The organism is Bradyrhizobium sp. NAS96.2 (genome assembly GCF_001908235.1).
GTDB lineage: Bacteria > Pseudomonadota > Alphaproteobacteria > Rhizobiales > Xanthobacteraceae > Bradyrhizobium.
On sequence record NZ_LGHK01000023.1, the window covers coordinates 1 to 23,684 of the forward strand.

The 23,684-nt window shown below is 65.1% G+C and carries 20 protein-coding genes; 10 read left to right on the forward strand and 10 right to left on the reverse strand.

From position 1 onward, the window contains the following. The 6 genes from AC628_RS06180 to AC628_RS06205 all read right to left on the reverse strand — a co-directional run. Positions 1-1,118 (reverse strand): ABC transporter substrate-binding protein (locus AC628_RS06180; RefSeq protein WP_074125850.1); only part of this gene is annotated, 1,118 nt, incomplete at its 3' end. A gap of 235 nt (positions 1,119-1,353) precedes the next feature. Then, entirely contained in the window at positions 1,354-2,838 is a 1,485-nt protein-coding gene (locus AC628_RS06185; RefSeq protein ID WP_502689535.1) for an amidase family protein, read from the reverse strand. Further along, on the reverse strand, positions 2,825-4,243 hold the full coding sequence (locus tag AC628_RS06190) for an amidase family protein (protein ID WP_074125852.1): 1,419 nt from the start codon (positions 4,241-4,243) through the stop codon (positions 2,825-2,827). The genes AC628_RS06185 and AC628_RS06190 overlap by 14 nt, the downstream gene beginning before the upstream one ends. A gap of 44 nt (positions 4,244-4,287) precedes the next feature. After that, the gene (locus AC628_RS06195) at positions 4,288-5,082 is read right to left on the reverse strand and encodes a FadR/GntR family transcriptional regulator (protein ID WP_074125853.1); all 795 of its coding nucleotides are present in this window, start codon (positions 5,080-5,082) and stop codon (positions 4,288-4,290) included. Positions 5,083-5,207: 125 nt separating this feature from the next. After that, complete coding sequence (locus AC628_RS06200) at positions 5,208-6,329, reverse strand: amino acid ABC transporter permease (RefSeq protein ID WP_074125854.1); 1,122 nt, start codon at positions 6,327-6,329, stop codon at positions 5,208-5,210. A gap of 1 nt (position 6,330) precedes the next feature. Beyond that, positions 6,331-7,530, reverse strand: coding sequence for an amino acid ABC transporter permease (locus AC628_RS06205; RefSeq protein WP_074125855.1), 1,200 nt, complete (start codon positions 7,528-7,530; stop codon positions 6,331-6,333). A 158-nt stretch (positions 7,531-7,688) separates the two neighbouring features. Here AC628_RS06205 and AC628_RS06210 point away from each other — a divergent pair, with 158 nt between their 5' ends. The 5 genes from AC628_RS06210 (at position 7,689) to AC628_RS06230 (ending at position 12,919) form a co-directional block, all read left to right on the forward strand. Then, positions 7,689-8,564 (forward strand): MurR/RpiR family transcriptional regulator, encoded by an 876-nt coding sequence (locus tag AC628_RS06210; protein ID WP_074125856.1) that lies wholly within the window; start codon positions 7,689-7,691, stop codon positions 8,562-8,564. Positions 8,565-8,569: 5 nt separating this feature from the next. Then, positions 8,570-9,919 carry an aspartate aminotransferase family protein gene (locus AC628_RS06215; protein WP_074125910.1) on the forward strand — a complete coding sequence of 450 codons (1,350 nt, stop codon included), beginning with the start codon at positions 8,570-8,572 and terminating at the stop codon, positions 9,917-9,919. Positions 9,920-9,931: 12 nt separating this feature from the next. Further along, entirely contained in the window at positions 9,932-10,942 is a 1,011-nt protein-coding gene (locus AC628_RS06220) for an amino acid ABC transporter substrate-binding protein (RefSeq protein ID WP_074125857.1), read from the forward strand. Between the two features lie 218 nt (positions 10,943-11,160). Beyond that, positions 11,161-11,793: an aspartate/glutamate racemase family protein gene (locus AC628_RS06225; protein WP_074125858.1), complete on the forward strand. Its 633-nt coding sequence runs from the start codon at positions 11,161-11,163 to the stop codon at positions 11,791-11,793. 184 nt (positions 11,794-11,977) lie between these two features. After that, positions 11,978-12,919 (forward strand): YiiG family protein, encoded by a 942-nt coding sequence (locus AC628_RS06230; RefSeq protein WP_074125859.1) that lies wholly within the window; start codon positions 11,978-11,980, stop codon positions 12,917-12,919. A 179-nt stretch (positions 12,920-13,098) separates the two neighbouring features. On the opposite strand, the gene AC628_RS06235 is transcribed toward AC628_RS06230, so the two are convergent. After that, positions 13,099-14,433: an MFS transporter gene (locus tag AC628_RS06235; RefSeq protein WP_074125860.1), complete on the reverse strand. Its 1,335-nt coding sequence runs from the start codon at positions 14,431-14,433 to the stop codon at positions 13,099-13,101. Between the two features lie 316 nt (positions 14,434-14,749). Here AC628_RS06235 and AC628_RS06240 point away from each other — a divergent pair, with 316 nt between their 5' ends. After that, the gene (locus AC628_RS06240) at positions 14,750-15,949 is read left to right on the forward strand and encodes a multidrug effflux MFS transporter (protein ID WP_502689536.1); all 1,200 of its coding nucleotides are present in this window, start codon (positions 14,750-14,752) and stop codon (positions 15,947-15,949) included. A gap of 106 nt (positions 15,950-16,055) precedes the next feature. Here AC628_RS06240 and AC628_RS06245 read toward each other — a convergent pair whose 3' ends face one another. Then, complete coding sequence (locus tag AC628_RS06245) at positions 16,056-16,514, reverse strand: DUF983 domain-containing protein (protein ID WP_074125862.1); 459 nt, start codon at positions 16,512-16,514, stop codon at positions 16,056-16,058. A 94-nt stretch (positions 16,515-16,608) separates the two neighbouring features. Here AC628_RS06245 and AC628_RS06250 point away from each other — a divergent pair, with 94 nt between their 5' ends. Together AC628_RS06250 and AC628_RS06255 are read left to right on the forward strand one after the other, a co-directional pair. Then, on the forward strand, positions 16,609-17,985 hold the full coding sequence (locus tag AC628_RS06250) for an aminotransferase-like domain-containing protein (RefSeq protein ID WP_074125863.1): 1,377 nt from the start codon (positions 16,609-16,611) through the stop codon (positions 17,983-17,985). Positions 17,986-18,130: 145 nt separating this feature from the next. After that, positions 18,131-19,387 carry a serine hydrolase domain-containing protein gene (locus AC628_RS06255; RefSeq protein ID WP_074125911.1) on the forward strand — a complete coding sequence of 419 codons (1,257 nt, stop codon included), beginning with the start codon at positions 18,131-18,133 and terminating at the stop codon, positions 19,385-19,387. 123 nt (positions 19,388-19,510) lie between these two features. On the opposite strand, the gene AC628_RS42605 is transcribed toward AC628_RS06255, so the two are convergent. Further along, positions 19,511-19,714 carry a hypothetical protein gene (locus AC628_RS42605; protein WP_143201461.1) on the reverse strand — a complete coding sequence of 68 codons (204 nt, stop codon included), beginning with the start codon at positions 19,712-19,714 and terminating at the stop codon, positions 19,511-19,513. Positions 19,715-19,904: 190 nt separating this feature from the next. Between AC628_RS42605 and AC628_RS06260 the strand changes: the two genes are divergently transcribed. Next, a complete protein-coding gene (locus tag AC628_RS06260) occupies positions 19,905-20,972 on the forward strand; it encodes an NHL repeat-containing protein (RefSeq protein WP_083632640.1) in 1,068 nt (355 codons plus the stop codon). Between the two features lie 236 nt (positions 20,973-21,208). Further along, complete coding sequence (locus AC628_RS06265; RefSeq protein ID WP_074125865.1) at positions 21,209-22,309, forward strand: ISAs1 family transposase; 1,101 nt, start codon at positions 21,209-21,211, stop codon at positions 22,307-22,309. 69 nt (positions 22,310-22,378) lie between these two features. On the opposite strand, the gene AC628_RS06270 is transcribed toward AC628_RS06265, so the two are convergent. Beyond that, complete coding sequence (locus AC628_RS06270) at positions 22,379-23,611, reverse strand: rhodanese-like domain-containing protein (protein ID WP_074125866.1); 1,233 nt, start codon at positions 23,609-23,611, stop codon at positions 22,379-22,381. Positions 23,612-23,684 lie beyond the last annotated feature (73 nt).

Below are 23,684 nucleotides of genomic sequence, written 5' to 3' on the forward strand. Positions count from 1 at the left end.
TTGGACTCTTCCGGCTTCTTGATCCGCATCAGATACATGTCGTGCACCATGCGGCCGTCCTCGCGCACCACGCCGTTCTGGGCAAAGAAATCATTGACCGGGGTCTTGCGCATCTGCGCGATCACGGTCTCGGAATCGACCGAGTTGGTGGCGGCGACCGCCTTGAAATAGTGCCGGAGCGCCGAGTTGACGCCGGCCTGGTAGGCGGTCGGCATTGCGCCGTGGCGCTTGAAGAACTCCTGGGCGAAGACGCGGGTCTCGGGCGTGCGATCCCAATAGAACGAATCGGTGAACAGCAGATCGTGCGCATGCGCGAGGCCAAGCGCGGGGACGTCGGTGAGCGTCACCTGCAGCGCGACGAGTTGCATGCTGGCGCGGATGTTGAACTCGTCGGCCTGCGACACTGCGTTGCGGAAGTCGGAGCCGGCATTGGCGAGCGCCAGGATCTTGGCGCCGGAGGACTGGGCCTGCAGCAGGAAGGAAGAGAAATCGGCGGTGTCGAAAGGATGGCGGACCGCCCCCAGCACCTTGCCGCCGGCCGATGTGACGGCCTTGCTGGCGTCGCGCTCCAGCGCCTGGCCGAACGCATAGTCCGCCGTGAGGAAGAACCAGGGCGTGCCGCCGCGCGCAACCACCGCCTTCGCGGTGGCGTTCGAGGAAGCATAGGTGTCGTAAGTCCACTGCACGCTGGTCGGCGAACATTGCTTGCCGGTGAGGTCAGATGAACCGGAACCCGAGATCAAAAACAGCTTCTTGCGTTCGCGGGTCACGGTCTGGATCGCGAGTGCCACCGCCGAATTGACGCCTTCGGCGATCACGTCGACACCCTTGTTGTCGATCCAGTTGCGCACGATGCCGGTCGCGACGTCGGGCTTGTTCTGGTGATCGGCCGAGATGATCTCGATCTTGCGTCCGGCGACCGTGCCGCCGATTTCCTCCGCGGCCATCTGCGCCGCGATCACCGATCCCGGGCCATTGCCGTCGGAATATTGCCCGCTCATGTCGGTGATGATGCCGACACGCAGGACGCCATCCTCCGCGCGAGCCGCGCCGGCGGCAAAGGAGAGACACACCGCAGCAATTGCGATCAGGACATGCGAGCGTTTCGTGATGGACATTTCGTTCCCAGGGATTCGGATGGTTCGGACGATCTCCTGAAACAATCAGGGACCGCCGACAACCCCGTCGGCCGGCATGGCGCTCTGCGAATCCGCGCCAAAATTCCGGGAGGAGGAACACGGCTGCGGCGCCGGCTCACGCTCCTCGCTAATCATGCGAACGCCGCGACGAGATTTCGCCGCGGCGTTCCTTGGATGATACGAATCGACAATGCGAGATGGCGTCGAGATCGCCTCAGCGCCGCTCCCACAATTGCCTGGCCAGAATGCCAACCTTGCGCTCGATCGCCTCGGCGGCATCGAGGCACATATCCTCGCGATAGCGCGAGCCGACGATCTGGACGCCGACCGGCACGCCCTCATGCAGGCCGACCGGCACCACGGCCGCCGGCAGGCCCAGCACGTTGATCGACGAGATGAAGCGCAGATCGTTCCAGAACAACTCCTTGACGCGCTGGTCGCCACCGAGATCGGCGTTGACCTCTGGCGTCTTGCGCACCGATGTCGGCGTCAGCACCAGCGGATATTGTTCGAGGAACGTCATCCAGTTCCTGATATGACGGGACCGCTCGGCGATCGCCTTCATGTAGCCGGCCTGATCGAGCGGGTTGGCCAGCGCCATGAAGCCGTGGAACGTCTTCTGGAAGTCGGCGCTGGTGGTCGCCAGCATCTGGTCCTGCTGCAACACGCGGGTCTCGGTCATGATCAGGTCGCACCAGAGCTGCCAGACCTTGTTGAGATCCGGCACCTCGACTTCGCTGACCGCGTAGCCCGCATCGGCCAGATGATCGGCCGCCTTGCGTTGAAGCGCGATCACGCCGCGATCGGTCGCCATGTCCTCGGGGATCTTTGCGAGCGCGACCTTGACCGGTGCGGCGGGCTTCGGCCCTTGCAATGGCGCCGGCACGTACCACGGATCGCGCGGGTCGCGCTGCGCCATCACCTCGAGGCCGAGACGCACGTCGGCGACGTGGCGCGCCAGGGGTCCCTGCGACGACATGAACTGCGCCATCAGGGGCCGTTCTGCCGTTGCGCTCGGATTGAATGCCGGAATCCGGCCCTGGGTCGGCTTGATCGTGGCGATGCCGTTGCAATGGGCCGGCCAGCGCAGCGAGCCGCCGATGTCGTTGCCATGCGCGATGGTGCCGATGCCGGCCGCGATCGACGCGCCGGCGCCGCCGGATGACCCGCCGCACGTCACCTCCGCGTTCCAGGGATTGCGCGTCAAACCGTGCAGCGGGTTGTCGGTGAAGCCGCGCAGCGAGAATTCCGGCGTGTTGGTCAGGCCGATGATGATGGCGCCGGCCTTCTTGAGATTGGCCGTCACCGGCGAGTCGCCCGGGGCGATGTTGTCCTTGAAGGCGACCACGCCGTTCGAATTGGCCTGGCCCTCGACGTCGATGTTGATCTTGATCGTGACTGGCACGCCGTGCAGCGGCCCGACGGCGCCGCCCTTCCCTTTGCTCGCCGCCAGCGCTGCATCCGCCGCCTTGGCGGCCTGCATCGCTGACGCGCCGAGATCGACGACGACGGCGTTAAGCGCCGGGTTGGCCTCCTGCATGCGGTCGAGATGGGCGCGAACCACCTGCTCCGATGTCACTTCGTTGTTCCTGATCGCCGCCGCCGTGTCCACGGCGGACCATTGCCAGATCGGTGTCTTCGTCACGTGGTATTCCTCCCGTTGCGTTAGGTGCGTTGTTATGGGTTCAGTCGCGCGGATCGATCGGCGTCAGCGTCGACGCACGCGCCTCGATCACCTCGGCGACGGCGAGACAGACATCCTCGCGGAAGCGGCCGGCGATCACCTGGACGCCGACCGGCACGCCGCCGGCGGTCCCCGTCGGCACCACGACCGACGGAAAGCCGAGCGCAGGCACCGCGAGCAGCGGCCGCTGCGCGTCGAGCAGCGCGTGAACGACGTCAGCATCTTCCTGATCCTGATCGAAGCGGAACGGCAGTTGCGCCGAGACCGGCAGGATGATGACGGGGCAGCGCTCCTGGAACAGCTGCCAGGCCCGCACGATGGCGAGCCGCTGCTCGAAGCAGGCGAGTACCTGATCGCCGTCGAGCTCGGGCGCATACGCAATATGGCCCTCGAGATTGTAGCGGGATCTGTCGTCGCCGAATTTGCGGATCATCGGCGCCAGCACACGCCGCTCCTCATTGATGACGAGGCGATGCCAGAGATCGGCAGCCTCGGCGAGCCGCGGCGGCGGGGTCTCCTCCACGGCAAAGCCGGCCTCCGCGAGCCAGCGTCCGACGGCGCTCACCGCTGCGCTGATCTCCGGCGCCTCGTCGCCGAATGGCGCCGGCGCGATCGCAACGCCGATCGGTCGCTTCAGCGGCGTGCCTTCCAGGGGTACCGGCAGCCAAGTGCCGTCACGGGCGTCCGCCTGCGCCATAGCAGCGAGGCCGGCGCGCAGATCGGCGACCGAGCGCGCGAGCGGTCCCTGCACCGACATCATCTGCGCCGTGATCGGACGATCGCTGGTGGCCGACGGATTGAAGGCGGGGATCCGTCCCGGCGTCGGGCGCAGGCCGGCGACGCCGCAGGCGTAAGCCGGATAGCGGATCGAGCCGCCGAAATCATTGCCATGCGCGATCGCGCCCATGCCGGAAGCGACCGCCGATGCGGCGCCGCCGCTGGAGCCGCCCGGCGTCAGCCGGCGGCTCCAGGGATTATAGGTCGCGCCGTGCAGATCGTTGTTGGTGAACCAGCGGTGCGAGAAGGCCGGCGTGTTGGTGCGGCCGACAATGACCGCGCCCGCCTTGCGAAGATTCGCGACCACCGGGCTGTCCTCGATGGCGATGACGTCGCGGAAGGCGACGACGCCGTTGGTGGTGGCGTGACCGCGCTGATCGACATTCACCTTGATCGTGACCGGCACGCCATGCAGCACGCCGAGTTCCGCGCCCGATTTCACCGCGGCGTCCGCGGTATCCGCGGCGGCCAGGGCCTCATCCGCCAGCACCTCGACAATGGCGTTCAACGCCGGATTGACAGCGGCGATGCGGTAGAGGCTGGACTGCACGGCGTCCCGGCTGGAAATCGCGCGCGTTGCGATCGCGCGCGCCAGGTCGACCGCCGACCAGCTCCACAATTCATTCTCGCGCCGCGTGACCATTGCTGTTTCCTCCAACGCGTGATGCAGCAGTCTGCCGATGCGGTTCAGTCGAGCCGCAACGGCTGGTGAAAGACCGGCAGGTCCATCCGCCGGTCCTCTGCGGGGACGACGACGGCTTCGGCGCTCAGCACATGATCGAGCATCACACGCCGGGCACGCGCCGCGTTGCCGGAGCGGAACGCAGCCATCAGGCGCTTGTGAAACTCGATATTCTCGCAGGTGAAGCTGGATGCGAATTCCTGCACGCCGAGCTTGCCGATGAGATGACGGATCGCCTCGTTGACGAAGCGGGCGACCAGGCCGAGCAGCGGATTGGGACAAGCCTCGATCAGGATGTCGTGGAAGTCGATCTCGGCATGGCGGTGATGCTCCCAGTCCTCCGCGCCGCCGGGATGATGCTCCTGGACCGCGATCGCCTTGTCGAGCGCTTTGAGATGCTCCGGCGTGAGGTGGCCGACCACGCTGAAGGCGAGCTCCGGCTCGATCAGGCGGCGGATCTGGTAGATCTGCGCGGTCGAGACCGACTGGAAATAGAAGTAGTTGCTGAGCAGGCCGACGATCCGGTTGATCGACACCGGCGCCACCCGTGCGCCGCCGCCGGGACCGGTGGTGTTCTGCACCAGCCCCTGCACCTCCAATGATTTGAGCGCTTCACGGATGGTCGAGCGGCTGCAGCCGAACATCTCGATCAGTTCTGGCTCCTGTGGCAGCCGGTCGTTCGGCTGCAAGCCGGCCTGGAAGATGTGGCTGCGGATCAGGTCGGCAACCGCGTCCGACCGCTTGCGCTTGATCGAGGCGCGCCGCGAGGGGTCCAGGGACGGAAGGGCCGATTTATCCATTTTATGATCATAAATTGGACCGAGACGGCTTGGCAAGAGGGGCGATCGCCCCAAAGGGCCGTCCTGCCCGGGGCTCATCCCGGGCATGACGGCAGACCGAACATTTGAGGACGAGCGACGATCGCTCAGTTCGTTCCGCGCTGCGCCTCGAGGCTGCGGCTGTAGCGCGACATCGCAAAGCAGAACACGAAGTAGATCACGCCGACGAAGACATAGACCTCGACGCTGAAGGACTGCCAGGCCGGATCGACGATCGCGGTCTTGGCGGTCGTCAAGAGGTCGAAGATGCCGATGATCAGGACCAGGCTGGTGTCCTTGAAGAAGGCGATGAAGGTGTTGACCAGCGGCGGGATGACGTGGCGGATCGCCTGCGGCAGCACGATCAGCGCGTGCTTCTGCCAATAGGACAGGCCGAGCGCATCCCCCGCTTCATACTGTCCGCGCGGCACCGCCTGCAGGCCGCCGCGCACGACTTCGGCGAGATAGGCGCCGGCATAGAGGATGAAGGCGATCTGCGCGCGCAAGAGTTTGTCGATGTTGACGCCGTCAGGCATGAACAGCGGGAACATCACGCTCGCCATGAACAAGAGGCTGATCAGCGGCACGCCGCGGATCAATTCGACATAGAGCACGCAGAGCGAGCGGATCGCCGGCAGTTTCGAGCGGCGGCCGAGCGCGACCAGGATGCCGAGCGGGAAGCCGAACGCCAGTCCGAAGGTCGCAAGGATCAGCGTCACCGGCAACCCGCCCCAGCGGTCCTGCGTGACGAAGGTGAGACCAAGGAAACCGCCCCACATCAGGCAGCCGATCACGATCAGGGCCGCGGCCCACAGCAGGAACAGCTCCTTGCGCCAGAAGCTGCGGCGGCTCGAGACCGCGAACAGCGCGATGAAGATCACGACCGCGAGCGCCGGCCGCCACTGCTCGCTGAATGGATAGGTGCCGAACAGGATGAAGCGGTACTTCTCCGGGACGACCGCCCAGCAGGCGCCGACGCCGCGCAGCGCGCGGCAGGCGCTGCTGTCGTTGCCGGAGACGATCCAGACCGCGTTGGCGATGCCCCACTGCCAGAGGCCAATGCACGCCTTGCCGAGCAGGAACAGCAAGAGCAGCGTCATGATGCTGGAAGGGATCGAGGCGAACAGATTGGCGCGCAGCCACGCGGTGAGGTGACCACCGAGCGCCCGTGGTGCGGGGCGCGGGCCGATCGGCAATGGATCCTGTGGCAGGTGGGCGACCGAACTCATGTCAGCGCTCCACCAGCGCGATGCGCGCATTGTACCAGTTCATGAACAGGCTGATGCCGAGGCTGATGGTGAGGAACACCATCATGATCAGCGCGATCGACTCGATCGCCTGCCCGGTCTGGTTCAGCGTGGTGTTGGCGACCGAGACGATGTCCTGGTAGCCGACCGCGACCGCGAGCGAGGAATTTTTCGTCAGGTTCAGGTATTGGCTGGTCATCGGCGGGATGATGACGCGCAGCGCCTGCGGCAGCACGATGTGCTGCAACACGAAGCTGCGCTTCAGCCCGAGCGCCTTGGCGGCGTCCGACTGGCCGCGCGGCACCGCCTGGATGCCGCTGCGCACGATTTCCGCAATAAAGGCCGAGGTATAGGTGACGAGCGCGATCAGCAGCGCGAAATACTCCGGCGCCAGGGTCAGCCCGCCGACGAAGTTGAAGCCGCGCAACTCCGGCAGCATGATGCTCCAGTTCGCGCCCGAGAGCAACGACACCAGCGCAGGCAGCGCGACGACGAGGCCGAGCGCATAGGGCCAGGCCGGCCGCGCCCGGCCGTCCAGCATCTGCTGCGCGATCAGGCGGCGCCTGACGAGCGTGAAAACAATCAGGCCTGCGACCAGCGCCAGGATGGTCCACCAATTGGCCTCATGCAGCGGGACCGACGGCAGGATCAGCCCGCGATTGGAAAGATAGACGCCCTCGACCGGCTTCCACGCCTGGCGCGCCGCAGGCAGGCCCTGCATCAGCACGTACCAGAACAAAAGCTGCAGCAAGAGCGGCAGGTCGCGCAGCACCTCGACATAGACGGCGGCGAGCCGCGCCAAGAGCCAGTTCGACGACAGCCGGGCAATGCCGACCAGCGTGCCGATCACAGTCGCCAGCACAATGCCGATCACGGCGACGCGCAGCGTGTTGACGATGCCGACGATGAAGGCCCGCAGGTAAGTGTCCTTCGGCGTGTAGTCGATCCAGCTGTCGGCGATCGGCATGCCGGCTTCGCGGCCGAGGAAGGCGAAGCCGGTCGAGATGCGCCGCACCGAGAGATTATGGATCGCGTTCGACCACAGGAAGGCGACGATCGCGACCGCGATTCCGACCACCAGGATCTGCCAGAACAGGCCGGCGACGCGGGGATCGCTGAGCGAAAGCCGCCAAGTCCGACTTGAAGACCGGGCGGGAGGGCGTTTCGGCGTCGATGTCGTCACAGCACAAGGATCCCGGTGAGAAGCGATCTTCTGCCATGCGCAAAACCGTTTTCGAACGAAGTGGGTTCCGGATCGCGTGAAGAAAACGCGTCAAACTCAAATCGGCCATGCGCGCGTCATATGTTGCACCAAATTGATAATTGTGCAACATATGTTTCATGGCCCAGGCACAGCCGAAACCATCGCCCCTCAACGAATTGTGCAGCGCATTGCCGTCGCTGCCAATGCGGTTGCAGGAGGTTGGTCGGTTTGTCGCAGCCAATGATTATGACGCCACCACCCGCTCGATGCGCGAGCTTGCCTCCGTCGCCGGCGCCGATCCCGCCTCCTTCACCCGTCTGGCCAAAGCGCTCGGCTATTCCGGCTGGGACGAATTGCGCGCCGCACTCACCGAGGCGCGGAGGCCGGCGCAGGGCTCGCCATTCTCCGGCCGCGCGAGGAGCCGCCGCGGCGGGCCGAATGCCGACGTCAAGCTGGTTCACGAGAAGCTCGAGGCGGAAGCCGCAGGCCTTGCGCGGATTTCCGCGAACGCGATCGCGGATGCCGCGCGTGCGCTGCACACGGCGAGCCGGATCTGGATCACGGGATTTCGCAGCTGCCGCAGCGTCGCGGAACTCTTGACCTACCAGCTTCGCCTGTTCCGTCCCGACGCCGTGCAACTGGTCGGTGGTTCCGGTCCGTTCGACCTCGACCATGGCGCCTTCCGTTCTGATGACGCCGTGGTCGTGATCGGCTTTGCACCCTACACGCTGGTCAGCGTCGAGACGGCGCGTGCGGCGCATCAGGCGCGCGCCACGCTGATCGCGATCGCCGACACGATCGCCGCGCCGATGGCCGAGGGCGCCGATCACCTGCTGCTGTTCGAGGCCGCCTCTTCCCCCGGCTTCTTCCCGAGCCTCACCGGCGCGATCGCAGTCGCCCAGTCGCTCGCCGCCGTCGCCTTCACGCTGGGCGGCGCGAGCGCCAAGCGCAAGCTGGAGGAAACCGAGGGCCGGCTTGCCAAGATGTCGCAATACACTGTCGAGAAAGGATGAGTGTCATGGCCGCCAATAAGAGCCGCGTGATGCATCGCAGCCTGCGCGAAACCCCGCCAAAGGCGGTCGGGGGCGACGGCGTCTGGTTGATCGGAGAGGATGGCCACCGCATTCTGGATTCCTCCGGCGGCGCCGCAGTGTCCTGCCTCGGCCATCAGCATCCGCGAATTCTGGCGGCCATCGCCAAGCAGGCCTCAAAGCTTGCTTACGCGCACACCAGCTTCTTCTCGTCGGAGCCTGCGGAAGAGCTCGCCGAGCGCCTGGTCGGCCGTGAGCCCGGCGGCCTCGGCTATGTCTATTTCGTCAGCGGCGGCTCGGAGGCGATCGAGGCCTCGATCAAGCTGGCGCGGCAATATTTCATCGAGCGCGGCGAGCCGAAGCGCGCGCGCTTCATCGCGCGGCGGCAGAGCTATCACGGCAACACGCTTGGCGCGCTGTCGGCCGGCGGCAACGCCTGGCGCCGCGAGCCCTACGCGCCGCTGCTGTCGCCGTCGTTCAGCCATGTCACGCCCGCCTTCGCCTATCACGAGAAGCGCGACGATGAATCGGAGGCCGCCTTTGTGGCCCGCCTCGCCGCCGAGCTCGAGGCCGAATTCCAGCGGCTCGGCCCGGAGAATGTCGCAGCCTTCATCGCCGAGCCCGTGGTCGGCGCCACCGCCGGCTGCGTGCCGGCGCCGGAAGGTTACTTCAAGGCGGTGCGCGAGATCTGCAACCGCCACGGCGCGCTCCTGATCCTCGACGAGGTGATGTGCGGCATGGGCCGCACCGGCACGCTGCATGCGTGGGAGCAGGAAGGCATTTCGCCCGACATCCAGGCGATCGCCAAGGGACTCGGCGGCGGCTATCAGCCGATCGGCGCAATGCTCGCGAGCGGCAATATCGTCGACACCGTGCGCAACGGCTCCGGCGCGTTCCAGCACGGCCATACGTATCTGGCGCATCCGCTCGCCTGCGCCGCCGCGCTCGAGGTGCAGAAGACGATCGCGGAAGAAAAGTTGCTCGACCAGGTCAAGGAGCGCGGCCGCCAGCTCGAGCAGCGGCTGGTCGAACGCTTCGGCAATCATCGCCACGTCGGCGACATCAGGGGTCGCGGCCTGTTCTGGGGGATCGAGCTGGTCGCCGACCGCGGCTCGCGGCAGTCGTTCGATCCCAAGCTGAAGCTGCATCAGCGGATCAAGTCGGCGGCGTTCGCCGGCGGGCTCGGCTGCTATCCGTCGGGCGGCACAGCCGACGGCCAACGCGGCGACCATGTGCTGCTCGCCCCGCCCTATATCGCAACTTCCGGCGACATCGACATGATCGTCGAAAGGCTAGGCGCTGCTGTAGACAGCGCATTGAAAGACATCGGTCATTAGGAGGAGGACAGAATGAGGAACGTGATCATCGCGGCGAGCCTGCTCGTCGCAAGTGTCTCAACCGCAAGCGCGGCGACGCTCGACACTATCAAGCAGCGCGGCACGCTGGTGTGCGGCGTTTCGACCGGCTTTGCCGGCTTCTCGGCGCCGGACTCGCAGGGCAATTTCAAGGGCCTCGATGTCGATTACTGCCGCGCGCTCGCCGCCGGCATCCTCGGTGATCCCGCCAAGGTGCGCTACGTCGCGCTGACCGCGCAGAACCGCTTCACCGCGCTGCAGTCGGGCGAGATCGACGTGCTCTACCGCAACTCGACGCAGACTTACTTGCGCGGCACCACGCTCGGCCTGCGCCAGGGCCCGGTCAATTTCTACGACGGCCAGGGCTTTGTGGTGAAGAAGGACCTTGGCGTGAAGGAGCTGAAGGATCTCAAGGGCGCCACCGTCTGCGTAGCCCAAGGCACCACGCATGAGGTGACGCTCGGCGATTACGGCCGCGCCAACGGCATCGACTGGAAGCCGCTGGTGTTCGACCGCCCCGACACCATGTACCAGACCTTCTTCGGCGGCCGCTGCGATGCCATGACCCAGGACGCCTCCGCGCTTGCCGGCGCGGTGGCGACCGCGGCACCAAAGGCCGACGACTATGTCGTGCTGCCGCAGACCATCAGCAAGGAGCCGCTCGGCCCGTTCACCCGCAACGGCGACGAGGTGTGGAGCGACATCATCACCTGGCTGCATTACGGCCTGGTCGAAGCTGAAGAACTCGGCGTCACCCAGGCCAATGTCGACGAGATGACGAAGTCGCAGGTCCCGGCGATCCAGCGCCTGCTCGGTGCGTCCGGCGATCTCGGCTCGCGGCTCGGGCTCGACAACAAATGGCTGGTCGCGGCGATCAAGGCCGGCGGCAATTACGGCGAGATCTTCGAGCGCAATGTCGGCAAGGCGAGCCCCTTGAAGCTCGAGCGCGGCCTCAACGGCACCTGGAGCAAGGGTGGGTTGATGTACGCGATCCCGTTCAAGTGATGACCTAAGAATCTATCCCTCCCGTCATTGCGAGCAAAGCGAAGCAATCCATCGCGCCGCAAGCTTCGAGATGGATTGGTCGCTATCGCTCCTCGTAATGACGAGTTGATAGATTTGCGACCTCCGCCCTCGCTCGCGGGGAGAGGGGCCCTCACCCCTGCCCTCTCCCCCGCGAAGGGCGGGGAAAGGGAGAAAAAGGAAGAGGCGGTAACAACCTCATGCGCATCACGCTCATTCATGCCCTGAAGCATTCGATCGTGCCGATCGAGGCCTCGTTCGCGCGCCATTGGCCTGAGGCGCGGCTGATGAACCTGCTCGATGACAGCCTCTCCGCCGACCTCGCGCGCGATGGCAAGCTCACTGATCGCATGACCGAGCGCTTTCTGACTATGGGCCGCTATGCGGCCAGCACCGGCGCTGACGGTATTCTCTTCACCTGCTCGGCGTTCGGCCCCTGCATCGAGGCGGTCGCGCGCGCACACGCACCGATGCCGGTGCTGAAGCCGAACGAGGCGATGATCGAACAGGCGGCAGCACAGGGAAAGCGCATCGGCCTGCTCTCGACCTTCCCGCCGACGCTGGTGTCGATGCCGCCGGAATTTCCTGCGTCGGTGACGCTGGTGCCAAAACTCGCCGAGGGCGCGCTGGCCGCGCTCGATCGCGGCGACCGCGCCGAGCATGATCGCATCGTGGTCGAGGCAAGCAAGGACTTGCGCGACTGCGACCTGATCGCGCTTGCCCAATACAGCATGGCGCCGGCGGCCGAGCGCGTCGCCGAAGTTACCGGTCGGCCAGTACTGACGACGCCCGACAGCGCGGTGCTGAAGTTGAAGGCGATGCTCGGGAAGTAGGCGCGGCCATCAACGCCGGGTCCCGGCGATCAATCGTCGGCTTTTGCCCGTAGCCGACAAACGAGTCTATCGATACTGTGCCGCGCGGCCTCGGCGGAGGCTCGCGTGACGGTCACGTTCTGCGTCACATAATCTCCCAGGCTGAGGGCGGCCAACTTCCGGCTGAGATGAGGGCAAACTCCCGATGCGAAATACGGCATTCCTTGTGGTTGCAGCCATCGCTGCTTTTCTCGAACCGGCCGCCGCCCAACAGGCCCCGCCTGCGTCACCGGCGAGCGCGCAACTGACGCATAAGATGAATGCCTATGTCGGGTGCATCAACCGTCTCTCGGCGCGATCGTACGAATCCCGCGACCGCTACTTTTCCTGGGCCGCCAAGAGCGGTCCCACCGGCAAGGAGCGGATCATCTACGGCACCTACACGATCTACGACACTTCCGACTGCAAGACGAGCGTCGCGGCCGCCAATGCGGCGGACCCGCACGATGCCGAGCTTGAGGCCGCTGCGAATGCCTATGTTGCGGCCGTCACCACGCTCGAGCCGCTGTTGAAGGAGGCGGACGACTATTACAGCCAGGAGAATTACAAGGACGACAAGATGGCCAAGGGCAAGGCGCTGCATCCGCGCCTGGTCGCGGCATGGGATGCGTTTGCCAGCGCCGACAAGGCGCTGCGCGCCGGCGTCGAGGCGATCAATGACAAGCGCGCCGCCGAGCAGCTGGCCGCGATCGAGGCGAGCGAAGGCCGCAAGTCGCACTACTATGTCGAGGCCCTGATGATCCAGGCCACACGCGTGCTTCGCGCGCAGCAGGCCGACAAACCCGACATCGACGCGATAACCCAGGCGCTCAACGAGTATGAGGCCACGGTGAAGGCAACGGAGGACGCCTCCGGCAAGGACGGCGACGTCAAGCTCGGCTCGATGTTCATCGGCAGCGCGAAATCATTCCTCACCACGGCCAAGCAACTGATGCGCCGCGTTCGCGACAAGGTGCCTTACAGCTCGGGTGAGAAGATGATGCTGAGCAACGCCGGCTCCGGCTGGATGGTGGAAGGATCGCCGGCCCGGCTGATGCGCGACTACAATCAGCTCGTCGACGGCTACAACCGCGGCGCCCGCATCTAGGTGACGGCGCCCGACATTGCGGCGCTGGCTGGGGCATGATCCCGTCATTGCGAGCCAACGGGTCGCGCGAACGCGCGCCCGATGACAGGCTCAGCGAAGCAATCCATCGCGCGGCATACGCGGAGCCATGGATCGCTTCGCTATCGCTCCTCGCAATGACGGGAGACACCCCTCATAGCCTACACGCCTGCATCATTCACGTTCAGATCGACGCCCTGCGGGTCCTTGATGGTCGACACCGTGATCAGCGAGATCAGCGACAGCACCGCGATGTAGACGCCGACCCGCCAGGACTCGCCGTAGGTGCCGATGATCCACTGCGCGATCATCGGCGCGAAGGCGCCGCCGAAAATGGCGCCGAGCGCGTAGCCGATCGAGACGCCGGAATAGCGCACCTTGGCCGGAAACAGCTCGGCATAGAGCGCCGCCTGCGGGCCATAGGACAAGCCAAGCGCGATGGTGAGGCCGACGGCGCTAATGAAGAACAGCAAGAGGTTCTTGCTGTCGATCAAAAACCACATCGGCACCGCCCACAGCACCATCAGGGAGTAGCCGATCTGGAAACAGCGCACGCGACCGATCTTGTCGCCGAGGATGCCGCCCAGGAGCGTGAAGATGAACCAACTCACCGCCGCCAGCGTGCCGATCAGCAGCAGCTGGTCGGACGGCATCTTCAGCGTGTTGGCGCCGTAGCTGATGATGAACGCGATCAGGATATAGCCGGCCGCATTGTTGGCCATGAAGATCAGCGCCGTGCGGAAAATCTCCTTGGCATGATTGCGCATCAATTCCTTCAGCGGCGCGGAGGATTCCCGGTGCCGCCGTTGCATCGCCTTGAACACCGGCGATTCCTCCACGGTGCGGCGGATCACGATGCCGACGACGATCAGCAGGATCGACAGCAGGAACGGGATGCGCCAGCCCCATTCGATCATCGCCTGCTTGCCGAGCGTCGTGGTGAGCACCCACAACACGCCGGTCGCCAGGATCATGCCGAGCGGCGTGCCGATCTGCGGGAACGAACCGAAGAAGCTGCGCTTGTCGCGAGGTGCCGACTCCACCGACATCAGCGCTGCGCCGCCCCACTCGCCGCCGGCCGAGAAGCCTTGCAGGATGCGAAGCAGAATAAGGAGTGCCGGCGCCCAGGCGCCGATCTGCGCATAGGTCGGCAGCAGGCCGACCAGCGCGGTCGCGGCGCCCATCAGCAGCAGCGTGGCGACCAGCATGTTCTTGCGGCCGAAGCGGTCGCCGAGATGGCCGCAGACGATGGCGCCAAGCGGACGGAACAGGAATGACAGGCCGAGCGTCGCGAACGAGACGATCTGCGCCAGCAGCGGATTGTTGGCGTTCATCGGCGCGAAGAACAGCGCGCCGAACACCAGGCCCGCCGCCTGGGCGTAGACGAAGAAGTCGTACCATTCGATCGTGGTGCCGACGAGCGTTGCGGTGAGGACCTTGCGCTCCTCATCCGACAGCGTAGCGCCGCGCGAGCGCGCGGACATTTCGATGGACATGTGGCCTCCCCAAAGACGTTCTTGACCATGCGGGCGTGGTCGGCGGCGAAGCGCCTGCCCTGCACGGGTGCTGGTACCGGGATAGCAGAGCTTTCCGCGCGGCACGAGGAAATAGTTGCACCAGCAACGATAATGCCCCAAACCGGTGCCCTCAGGGCCGGTTCCATGACCGGATTACCTCACCCGCCGTCGACGGTCTCCCATCCCGAAACGCTGATTGTGCAACGCAACAAAGCCACTATGATCCCTGCTCTCCAAGAGGTCTTAAGTGTCTGACATCAATGCCGATGCCTGGGTGTCCTCAGGCCACCGCCCGATGGGCTTTCCGGAATTCGTCGTCGTCATTGCCTCCATCATGGCGCTGAACCCGCTGGCAATGGACATGATGCTGCCGGCGCTGCCGAACATCCGTTCCGCATTCCAGATCGCCGACGCCAACCGTCCGCAGATGGTGCTGTCGATCTTCCTGGTCGGCTTCGGCGTCGGCCAGTTCGTGATGGGCCCGCTGTCGGACCGCTTCGGCCGCCGCCCGGTGCTGCTCGGCGGCATGACCGTCTACACCATCGCCGGCCTGCTCGCGATCATGGCGCCCTCGTTCGAGACGCTGCTGCTGGCGCGCGCGCTGCAAGGGCTCGGCACCGCGGCAACCCGCGTGATCGCGACCTCGATCGTGCGCGACTGCTACGCCGGACGGCGGATGGCGAGCGTGATGTCGCTCGCGATGATGGTGTTCATCGCAGTCCCCGTGATCGCGCCGTCATTCGGCCAGGCGGTGAAGCTGCTGACGCATTGGCGCGGCATCTTCGTGCTGCTGATGATCTATGGCGTGATCGCGCTGGCCTGGAGCGCGATGCGGATGCCAGAGACGCTCCCTAAGGAACTGCGCAAGTCGCTGGCAATTCCGGAGGTGCTCTCAGCGTTCCGCCAGACCGTCACCAACCGCCAGACGCTCGGCTACGCGCTCGCCGCCGGCGGCGTGCAGGGCTCGCTGTTTGCCTTCGTGTTCTCGTCGCAGCAGATCTTCACCGAGGTCTTCAAGCTCGGACATTATTTCCCGGTCGCCTTCGCGGCCTGCGCGGTCGGCGTTGCGATCGCCGGCTTCCTCAATTCGCGCATCGTCGGCCGCATCGGCATGCGCGTGATCTCGCACGCCGCACTCACCGGCTTTGCGGTCGTCGCAGGCGCACTGTTCGTTGCCGTGAAGACCGACACGCTGTCGCTGCCGCTGTTCATGATGCTGTCGGGCCTGATGATGTTCGCGTTCGGGTTGATGATGGCGAACTTCACTGCATTGGCGATGGAGCCGCAGGGCAAGATCGCCGGCACCGCCTCCTCGCTCTACGGCACCATCACCACGCTGCTCGGGATCGGCGTCGGCACCACGATCGGCCAGGATTACGACGGCACGCTGCTGCCGTTCGCGACCGGCTTCTTCCTCTGCACGCTGGCCGCGCTCGCGGTGGTGCTGGTGACGGAGAAGGGCCGGATGTTCCGGTCCCATCATCATCCGATTTGATGATCTGTAGCCGGATGAAGCGTAGCGCAATCCGGGACGGTATCGCCTGCGGGACGAACCCCGGATTTCGCTGCGCTTCATCCGGGCTACGATTCCGTAGTCTGCGTCAGGCTTCCGCCTTCGCTCGCTGAGCTACGGCGGACAAGTCGCGCGTCCGTCCGACGCTGCTCCGCGCCTGCACCGGCACAGCACGACGCCGCGTTGCCGCAAATCCCTCCATCCCGAGCTGCCACTGCAGGCCGACGATCGCGCCCTTGGTCGGCTGCAACAGTCCGAGCGCGCTGAACAGCGTGAACGGCAGCCAGATTGCCAGTTGCAGCCAGGCCGGCGGCGCGTAGGTCATTTCCATCCAGAGCAGCGCCGGCACCACGACGTGGCCAACCACGACGATCACGAGATAGGCCGGAAAGTCATCCGCACGCTGCGGGGTGAAGTCCTCGCCGCAGACCTCGCAATGGTCAGCAACTTTAAGGAAGCGGCCGAACAGATGGCCGCGCCCGCAGCTCGGGCACTTCATCGTGAAGCCGCGCAACATCGCCTTTGGCAGGGAAACCGTCTCGGTCATTGTCGTCGTCCTTGGTCGTTGTCCTTGACCTGATCTGATGATCCATACAATATGATTTGAAGAGCATACAATCAAAGACAAAGCGTCGGATTGCATGGATTGGATCCCTACAGTTTCGGAATGGCACGGCCCGATGTTCCTGCGCATCGTCGACGCGCTTGCGGCCGATATCGCCAGCGGCCGGCTGGTGCGCGGCCAGCGGCTGCCGACCCACCGCGCGCTGGCGACCGCGCTCGATATCGATCTGACCACGGTGACGCGCGCCTATGGCGAGGCGCGGCGGCGCGGGCTACTCGACGCCCGCGTTGGCCAGGGCACTTTCGTGTCGGAGACCACGGCGCGCGCGGCGTCCGAGCTATCAGCGCCCGTCAACATCGACCTGTCGATGAACCTGCCGCCGCAGCCGGTCGAGGCCAATCTCGACCTGCGCATCGCACAGGGACTTGCGACCATCCGCTCCGAGGCGGGGTTCTCCGCCTATCTCGGCTACACGCGTCCCGGCGGCACCGCTGACGAGCGCGAGGTCGGTGCCGCATGGCTCGCGCCGCGCGTGCCGAACGCATCGGCCGACCGGATCGTGATCTATCCGGGGTCGCAGGCGATCATCTTCAACGCCCTGCTGGCGCTGACATCGCCGGGTGACGTGGTGCTGACGGAGGCATTGACGTTTCCCGGCATCAAGGCCGCGGCCGCGCGGCTCGATGTTAGGCTTGTCGGCGTTGCGATGGACGCTGAGGGCGCAAGGCCCGACGCGCTCGACGAGGCCTGCCGCAAGCACAAGCCGAAGGCCGTCTATCTGATTCCGACGCAGCAGAACCCGACCACGGCGACGATGGGCGCTATCAGACGCAAGGCGATCGCCGAGATCATACGGAAGCGCGGCTGCGTGCTGATCGAGGACGATGTCTACGGCCCGCTCGAACCGCAGGTGGCACCGATTGCCACCCTGATCCCCGAACGCACCTACCTTGCCGCGAGCATCGCGAAATGCATCGCGCCCGCACTGCGGGTCGCCTATCTGCTGGCGCCCGACGCCGCCACCGAGCAACGGATGCGCGCCGGCATGCAGGCCACCATGCAGATGCCGCCGTCGCTGATGGTCGCGCTGGTCACGCAATGGCTGCGCTCCGGCGTTGCCGCCGAGATCATCCGCGCCATCCGCAACGAGGCGGCTGCGCGCCAGCAGCTCGCGACCCGCTTCCTCAAGGGTGTGACCTATGCGGCGCGGCCGGCGAGCCACCATCTCTGGATGCCGCTGCCGAAGCATTTCGACGGCACCGACCTGCTCTCGCATCTGATGCGCAATGGCCTCGCTGTGGTCGGCGAAGACGCCTTTGCGGCCGGAGAAGCCGCGCCGCGCGGCCTGCGCGTATCGCTCGGCGCCGCCCGCAACCGCGCCGAGCTGAGCCAGGCGCTGCAGGTGCTGTCCAACGCCGTGCGCACACCGGTCGGCGCCACCCAAATTGTGTAAATTTTCGACCATCGTTAAGGAATAAACTCGCTCGAAAATAATTATCGTGCGCGGGAGCGCTCACGCTAAGTTCGGGCGCTCAAGGGCATCAGGCAGGGGCAGCTTTTCAATGTCGTACGGATATGGTCGAGCGGTCCCCATGGCCATGCGGACGCTTCGTGCGGCCGCGGTCGCTTGTCTTGCACTTGTCACATCGGGCGCGGCGCGCGCCTCCGACGCCCCTGCCCCGTCGCTGGAGAAGCTCGAACGCATCACCGAGTTCTTCAACAACGAGGTCGCGAGCGGCAAGCTGCCCGGTGCGGTCATCCTGATCCAGCAGCACGGCAAGCCCGTCTATCTGAAGACCTTCGGCTATCGTGACGTCACGACCAAGTCGCCGATGCGGCCGGACACCATGTTCGCATTGCATTCGATGACCAAGCCGATCACCAACACCGCCGCTATGATGCTGGTCGACGACGGCAAGCTGTCGCCACGGGACCCGCTGTCGAAATACATTCCGGCCTTCGCCGACGTGAAGGTCGCGATCGAACCGGATGGCGGCAACGATCCGGCCAAGGTCGAGCTGGTGCCGCCGATCCGCCCCGTCACGATCGAAGACCTGATGCGGCATACCTCTGGCATCACCTACGAATATATCGGCGCCGACTGGATCCAGAAGATCTACCGCGCCGGCCATCTGTTCGACGGCAAGTTCGACAACAAGGAATTCACAGCAAGGCTCGCCAAGCTGCCGCTGTCGCGGCAGCCCGGCACGCTGTGGCGCTACGGTCATTCCACCGACGTGCTCGGCCGAGTGATCGAGATCGTCTCGGGCAAGACGCTTTATCAGTTCGAGAAGGAGCGCATCTTCGATCCCCTCAAGATGAACGACACCAGATATGTGCTCGATGCGGAGACCGAACGGACGCGATTGGCCGAGCCGCTTCCGTCTGACACGATCCTGATCGACGGGGAGAACGACCGCCGCGCGCATCCGGAGTGGGAGTCCGGCGGCGGCGGCCTGGTGTCGACCATTCTCGATTATGCGCGCTTCGCGCAAATGCTGCTCAACGGCGGCGAGTTCGACGGCAAGCGCTATCTGAGCCCGGCTGCGTTCAAGGACATGACGAGGGACCATATCGGGCCGGGCTCCGGCGTCGGCCGCGACTACTGGTACTTCCCGGGCGACGGCTTCGGTTATGGCTACGGCATCGCGGTGCGCACCGATCCCGGCATCGCCAGGCCGCCGCCGCCCGGCTCGATCGGCGAGTTGAAATGGGACAGCGGCAGCGGAACCTATTTCGGCGTCGATCCGAAGCTCGACATGATCTACATCATGCTGGAGCAGACCCAGAACGAGCGCCAGCGCATCACGCCGGCGTTCCGCAAGCTGGTGTACGACGCGTTCAGCCCGGATTGAGTTCCGCTAGTGGCCCCGTCATTGCGAGGAGCGAAGCGACGAAGCAATCCATCTATCCGCGTGCTCACGGATAGATGGATTGCTTTGCGTCGCTCGCAATGACGAAAGCGGAAGCGTCGCGCCTTACGGCTTCCGCCTAACGTTCTCCTGCCTGCGCCGTGCTGCGGCCGCGATCAGGCTCGCGGTGCATTCGTTGCAGACGAACGCACACTCATCCGTGAACAAGCCGATCCGCGGTTCGAGTCCGATCGCCGTCTCGTCGGCGAGCCCGTCGATGACGCCACCGCAGCACACGCATTGGTGGCGCGACGCCAATTCTCGCTCCATGACGCGCTCTCCAGCGCTCGCTGCTTCCCGCTTCAGCTTCCCTTTCAATATATACTATCGTATATATCGATGGCGACAAGGCAGGCGGGTGAACAATCCGGTCGGGAACCCTGCAACAACAACCATCGGCCGGAGACGATCGCCTCACAATTCTGCCTGGTCCAACCAGGTTCATTGAGGAAACGCGATCATGATAAGAAAGAATGGCGACGCGGAGCATCCGCGCGCAACGGGAGAACTGCTCAATATCCGCCGCGCATCACTGGAGCGTTTTCGGGCGAAGTGGTTACCGGCTCGCGTGAGGAAAACGCGTCAAAATAAGAATCTGCTGAGCGCTGCGGCCACCATCCTTGCGCTTGGCGCGGCCGGCCACGTGCGCGCCGAAACGGCTCCGGTCGGCGTTCCCGAAAAGAGTTTCCCTGAAAGCGTGACCTCGACCTCCGACGGCACGCTTTATGTCGGCAGCTTCAATCAGGGCGGCGTGACCAAGATCTCCGGCGGCAAGGCCGAGCAGCTGGTCAAGCCGGGTGCCGCCGACAGCCGCTCGACGCTCGGCGTGCTCGCCGACGAGAAGAGCGGCACGCTCTATGTCTGCTCCAACGACATCAGCGCGATGGGCGTCGCTGGGCCGAGCGACACCAAGGGCGCGTGGCTGAAAACCTTCGATCTCAAGAGCGGCGCGCCGAAGGGCAGCTTTGCCCTGAGCGATCCGAAATCGTTCTGCAACGACATCGTGGTTAGTGCCGACGGCACCGCTTATGTCAGCGATTCCTTCGCGCCGTTCGTCTACAGCCTGAAGCCCGGCGGCACCGCGCTGGCGACGTTTGCCACCGATCCGCAGCTCGCGCCGGCCAAGGACGGCGTCGGGCTCGACGGCATCGCCATCGGCGCCGACGGCAACCTCTATGTCACGACCTTCATTCCAGCAAAACTGTTCAAGATCGAGGTGAAGGACGGCAAGGCCGGCACGGTGACAGAGTTGAAGCCGTCGCGGCCGCTCGATCATGCCGACGCGCTGCGCGCCCATGGCAGCGGTTTCCTGCTGATCGAGGGCAACGGCAAGCTCGACAAGGTAACGGTGAAGGGCAGCGACGCCACGATCGACACCATCAAGGATGGCCTTGCCGAACCGGTCTCGGTGACGCAGGTCGGCGATGTCGGCTGGGTCGCCGAAGGCAAGCTGTCCTACGTGATCGGCGACAACAAGGGCAAGGACCCCGGCCCGTTCAAGCTGACGCCGGTGGCGCTGCCGAAGTAAGGGCCGAGTTAAGTATCTCGACAAACTCGGTGAACCTCTCCCGCTTGCGGGGGAGGTCGGATCGCATCGGCAGATGCGATCCGGGTGGGGGCTCACTCCATGATACGACTCGCGGAGAGAGCCCCCACCCCAACCCTCCCCCGCAAGCGCAGGGGAATCGCATATGAGTAAAACGCGACTTGCGGATCGGTGTTTGAGAGATTCTGTTGTGGCTTTCTCTTTGCGGAGAAGGCCCGATGCAGTCTTACATTTCGATATTGCGAGAAGTGCGTGACCCGCGCGACATCAATGCTCGTCACCCTATTGGAACTATATTGTTTTTGACTTTGGCGGCGACGCTGTGCGGGGCCAAGAGCGGTGCCGAGGTGGCCGATTTTGTGGAAGCTCGCGTGGAAGAACTTTCCGCGATCGTCGATCTGCCGCATGGGGCACCGAGCCACGATACCTTCAGTCGCCTGTTCCGCCTGCTCGATCCGGACGAACTGGCGAAGGCGTTTACGGCCTTTATGGCGGCGCTGCGGGCGGAACTCGGGTTGCGGCCGGCGCCGGGGGTTGTGGCGATCGATGGCAAAAGCCTGCGGCGTGGCTACGAGAAGGGGCGGCCCTACCTTCCGCCACTGATGGTGAGCATCTGGGATACCCAGACGCGAGTGGCCTTGGCCCAAGCGCGGGCGCCCGGTGGAAACGAGGTGGCCGCAACCCTGCAATTGCTGGGCAGCCTTGTCCTCAAGGGCTGCACAGTGACGGCGGATGCGCTGCATTGCCACCCGGCGATGGCACAGGCGGTATTGGACGCCAAGGCCGATTATGCTCTCGGTCTCAAGGCTAACAATGGTCCGCTTTACGCGGAGGCCGAGCGCGCCTTCGCAAAGGCCGGCGACGACATTCCTTCGCTGGCCACGGAGGAGAAGGCCCACGGCCGGATCGACCGACGCCGCGCGAGCGTGGTGCCGGTTCCGGCCGCGGCGCGCACCTTGCTGCCTGGCCTCCAGGCGTTTGGTCGCATCGAAGCGGAACGCACCATGGCCAGCGGCAAGCGCGAAACTGCCACCCGTTATATTGCGCTCTCGCGCAAGCTCTCGCCAGAAACAATGGCCCAAGTCGTGCGTGCGCATTGGAGCATCGAGAACCAGTTGCATTGGATTCTCGATGTTGTATTCGACGAAGATGCCGCACGAACCCGCAAGGATTACGGACCGGAAAACCTCGCTGTGATCCGTCGCCTTGCTCAGAACATCTTGCGAATGCATCCCTCCAAAACATCCATCAGCAGCAAAATGCGCCGCGCCATGTGGAGCAAAGACTTCTTCTTCGAACTCTTTACTCATATGCGATAGCCCTGCCCGCAAGCGGGAGAGGGGGCGCAGTCTCTCCGTGGTCAAGGTCCGACCACATCTCATCATGTGCTAGATCACATAAAACCCGTGGGTCCCGTCGCGGCGGAGCTGGTCGACGAGGCCGTACTCCCAATCGAGATAGGCCTGCATCGCCTGCTCCGCGACGCCGGTGCCTTCATAGGGACGCCGGTAGCGATGCGCGGGGTCGGGCCTCGGCACGACGCGCGGCGGGCCGACTTCCAGTGATCCGTCATAGCCGCCTTCGAGCACGTAAGCTTCCCAGCCCATCTGCGCGAGCCAGGACGCCGTCATGTCGGCGCGGATGCTCTTGTCGTCGGTCAGCACGATGCGCGCGCCGCGCACCGGCGCGGCCATGTCGATCTCCTGCACCAGCTGGCCGCCGGCATAGTGGCGGAAGCCGGCAAGATGACCCGCGGCATATTCCTCCGCATCGCGCACGTCGAAACGATAGAGCGTGCGGTGCGCATCGCCCTCCAGCGCGGCGAGTTCGCGCGCGCCGATGTGGCGGACGCCGGCCCGATAGGCGACGTCGCGGGCATTGTCGGAGGCGCCCGCGAACGGCCCGACATCGCCGCGCTTGCCGGCGCCATGCTCGAGATCGTGCTTGGCGAGCGTCCAGCCAATGGTGCCATTGCGCAGTGCCCGCACCTTGTTGGGCAGGCCGGCATTGATCAGCGACTGCGTGCCGATGATCGAGCGGGTGCGGCCGGCGCAGTTGACGATGATGGTGGTGTCGGGATCGGGCGCCGCGCCGCCTGCGCGCAGCACGAGCTCCGCACCGGGCACGCTGACCGAGCCCGGGATGTTCATGGTGGCATATTCGTCGAACCGACGCACATCGAGGATCGCGATGTTGGCCTTGTCCGAGATCAGCGCGGCGACCTCGTCGGCACTGAGCGATGGCGTGTGCTTGCGCGCCTCGACCAGCTCCCCGAACGCCTTGGCGTAGGAATTGACGTCCTCGAATACCTCGTAGCCGGCCGCCTTCCAGGCCTTGAGGCCGCCGGCGAGCGCGGCGACGTTGCCATAGCCGAGCTGCCGCAACTGGTCGGCCGCGGCAGCGACCAGTCCCTCACCATTGTCATAGAGCACGATCGGCGCGTCCTTGCGCGGCAAGCGCTGCTCGGCTTCGAGCGCGATCCGGCCGGCCGCCATGTTGGCGGCAAACAGCGGATGGCCGGTGGCGAATTCCGCCTCGTGCCTGACGTCGAGCAGCGCGATCTCCCGGCGCAGCAGCAGCGTTGCACGGATGTCCTGGGGGGTGACGGAAGAAACTGTCATGCGATGCCGGTCCGGAGGAAATATGCAGGCCTGCTCTAGGCTGAAATCGCGCGTCGTCAATAGGTTTAACCAA

Coding starts and splice junctions, on each gene's coding strand:
- AC628_RS06215 (WP_074125910.1), top strand. CDS start 8,570: ATGGCCGCCAATAAGAGCCGCGTGATGCATCGCAGCCTGCGCGAAACC.
- AC628_RS06235 (WP_074125860.1), bottom strand. CDS start 14,433: ATGTCCATCGAAATGTCCGCGCGCTCGCGCGGCGCTACGCTGTCGGAT.
- AC628_RS06250 (WP_074125863.1), top strand. CDS start 16,609: ATGGATTGGATCCCTACAGTTTCGGAATGGCACGGCCCGATGTTCCTG.
- AC628_RS06255 (WP_074125911.1), top strand. CDS start 18,131: ATGCGGACGCTTCGTGCGGCCGCGGTCGCTTGTCTTGCACTTGTCACA.
- AC628_RS42605 (WP_143201461.1), bottom strand. CDS start 19,714: ATGGAGCGAGAATTGGCGTCGCGCCACCAATGCGTGTGCTGCGGTGGC.
- AC628_RS06265 (WP_074125865.1), top strand. CDS start 21,209: ATGCAGTCTTACATTTCGATATTGCGAGAAGTGCGTGACCCGCGCGAC.
- AC628_RS06220 (WP_074125857.1), top strand. CDS start 9,932: ATGAGGAACGTGATCATCGCGGCGAGCCTGCTCGTCGCAAGTGTCTCA.
- AC628_RS06230 (WP_074125859.1), top strand. CDS start 11,978: ATGCGAAATACGGCATTCCTTGTGGTTGCAGCCATCGCTGCTTTTCTC.
- AC628_RS06210 (WP_074125856.1), top strand. CDS start 7,689: ATGGCCCAGGCACAGCCGAAACCATCGCCCCTCAACGAATTGTGCAGC.
- AC628_RS06190 (WP_074125852.1), bottom strand. CDS start 4,243: ATGGTCACGCGGCGCGAGAATGAATTGTGGAGCTGGTCGGCGGTCGAC.
- AC628_RS06195 (WP_074125853.1), bottom strand. CDS start 5,082: ATGGATAAATCGGCCCTTCCGTCCCTGGACCCCTCGCGGCGCGCCTCG.
- AC628_RS06245 (WP_074125862.1), bottom strand. CDS start 16,514: ATGACCGAGACGGTTTCCCTGCCAAAGGCGATGTTGCGCGGCTTCACG.
- AC628_RS06270 (WP_074125866.1), bottom strand. CDS start 23,611: ATGACAGTTTCTTCCGTCACCCCCCAGGACATCCGTGCAACGCTGCTG.
- AC628_RS06240 (WP_502689536.1), top strand. CDS start 14,750: ATGGGCTTTCCGGAATTCGTCGTCGTCATTGCCTCCATCATGGCGCTG.
- AC628_RS06200 (WP_074125854.1), bottom strand. CDS start 6,329: ATGAGTTCGGTCGCCCACCTGCCACAGGATCCATTGCCGATCGGCCCG.
- AC628_RS06260 (WP_083632640.1), top strand. CDS start 19,905: ATGATAAGAAAGAATGGCGACGCGGAGCATCCGCGCGCAACGGGAGAA.
- AC628_RS06225 (WP_074125858.1), top strand. CDS start 11,161: ATGCGCATCACGCTCATTCATGCCCTGAAGCATTCGATCGTGCCGATC.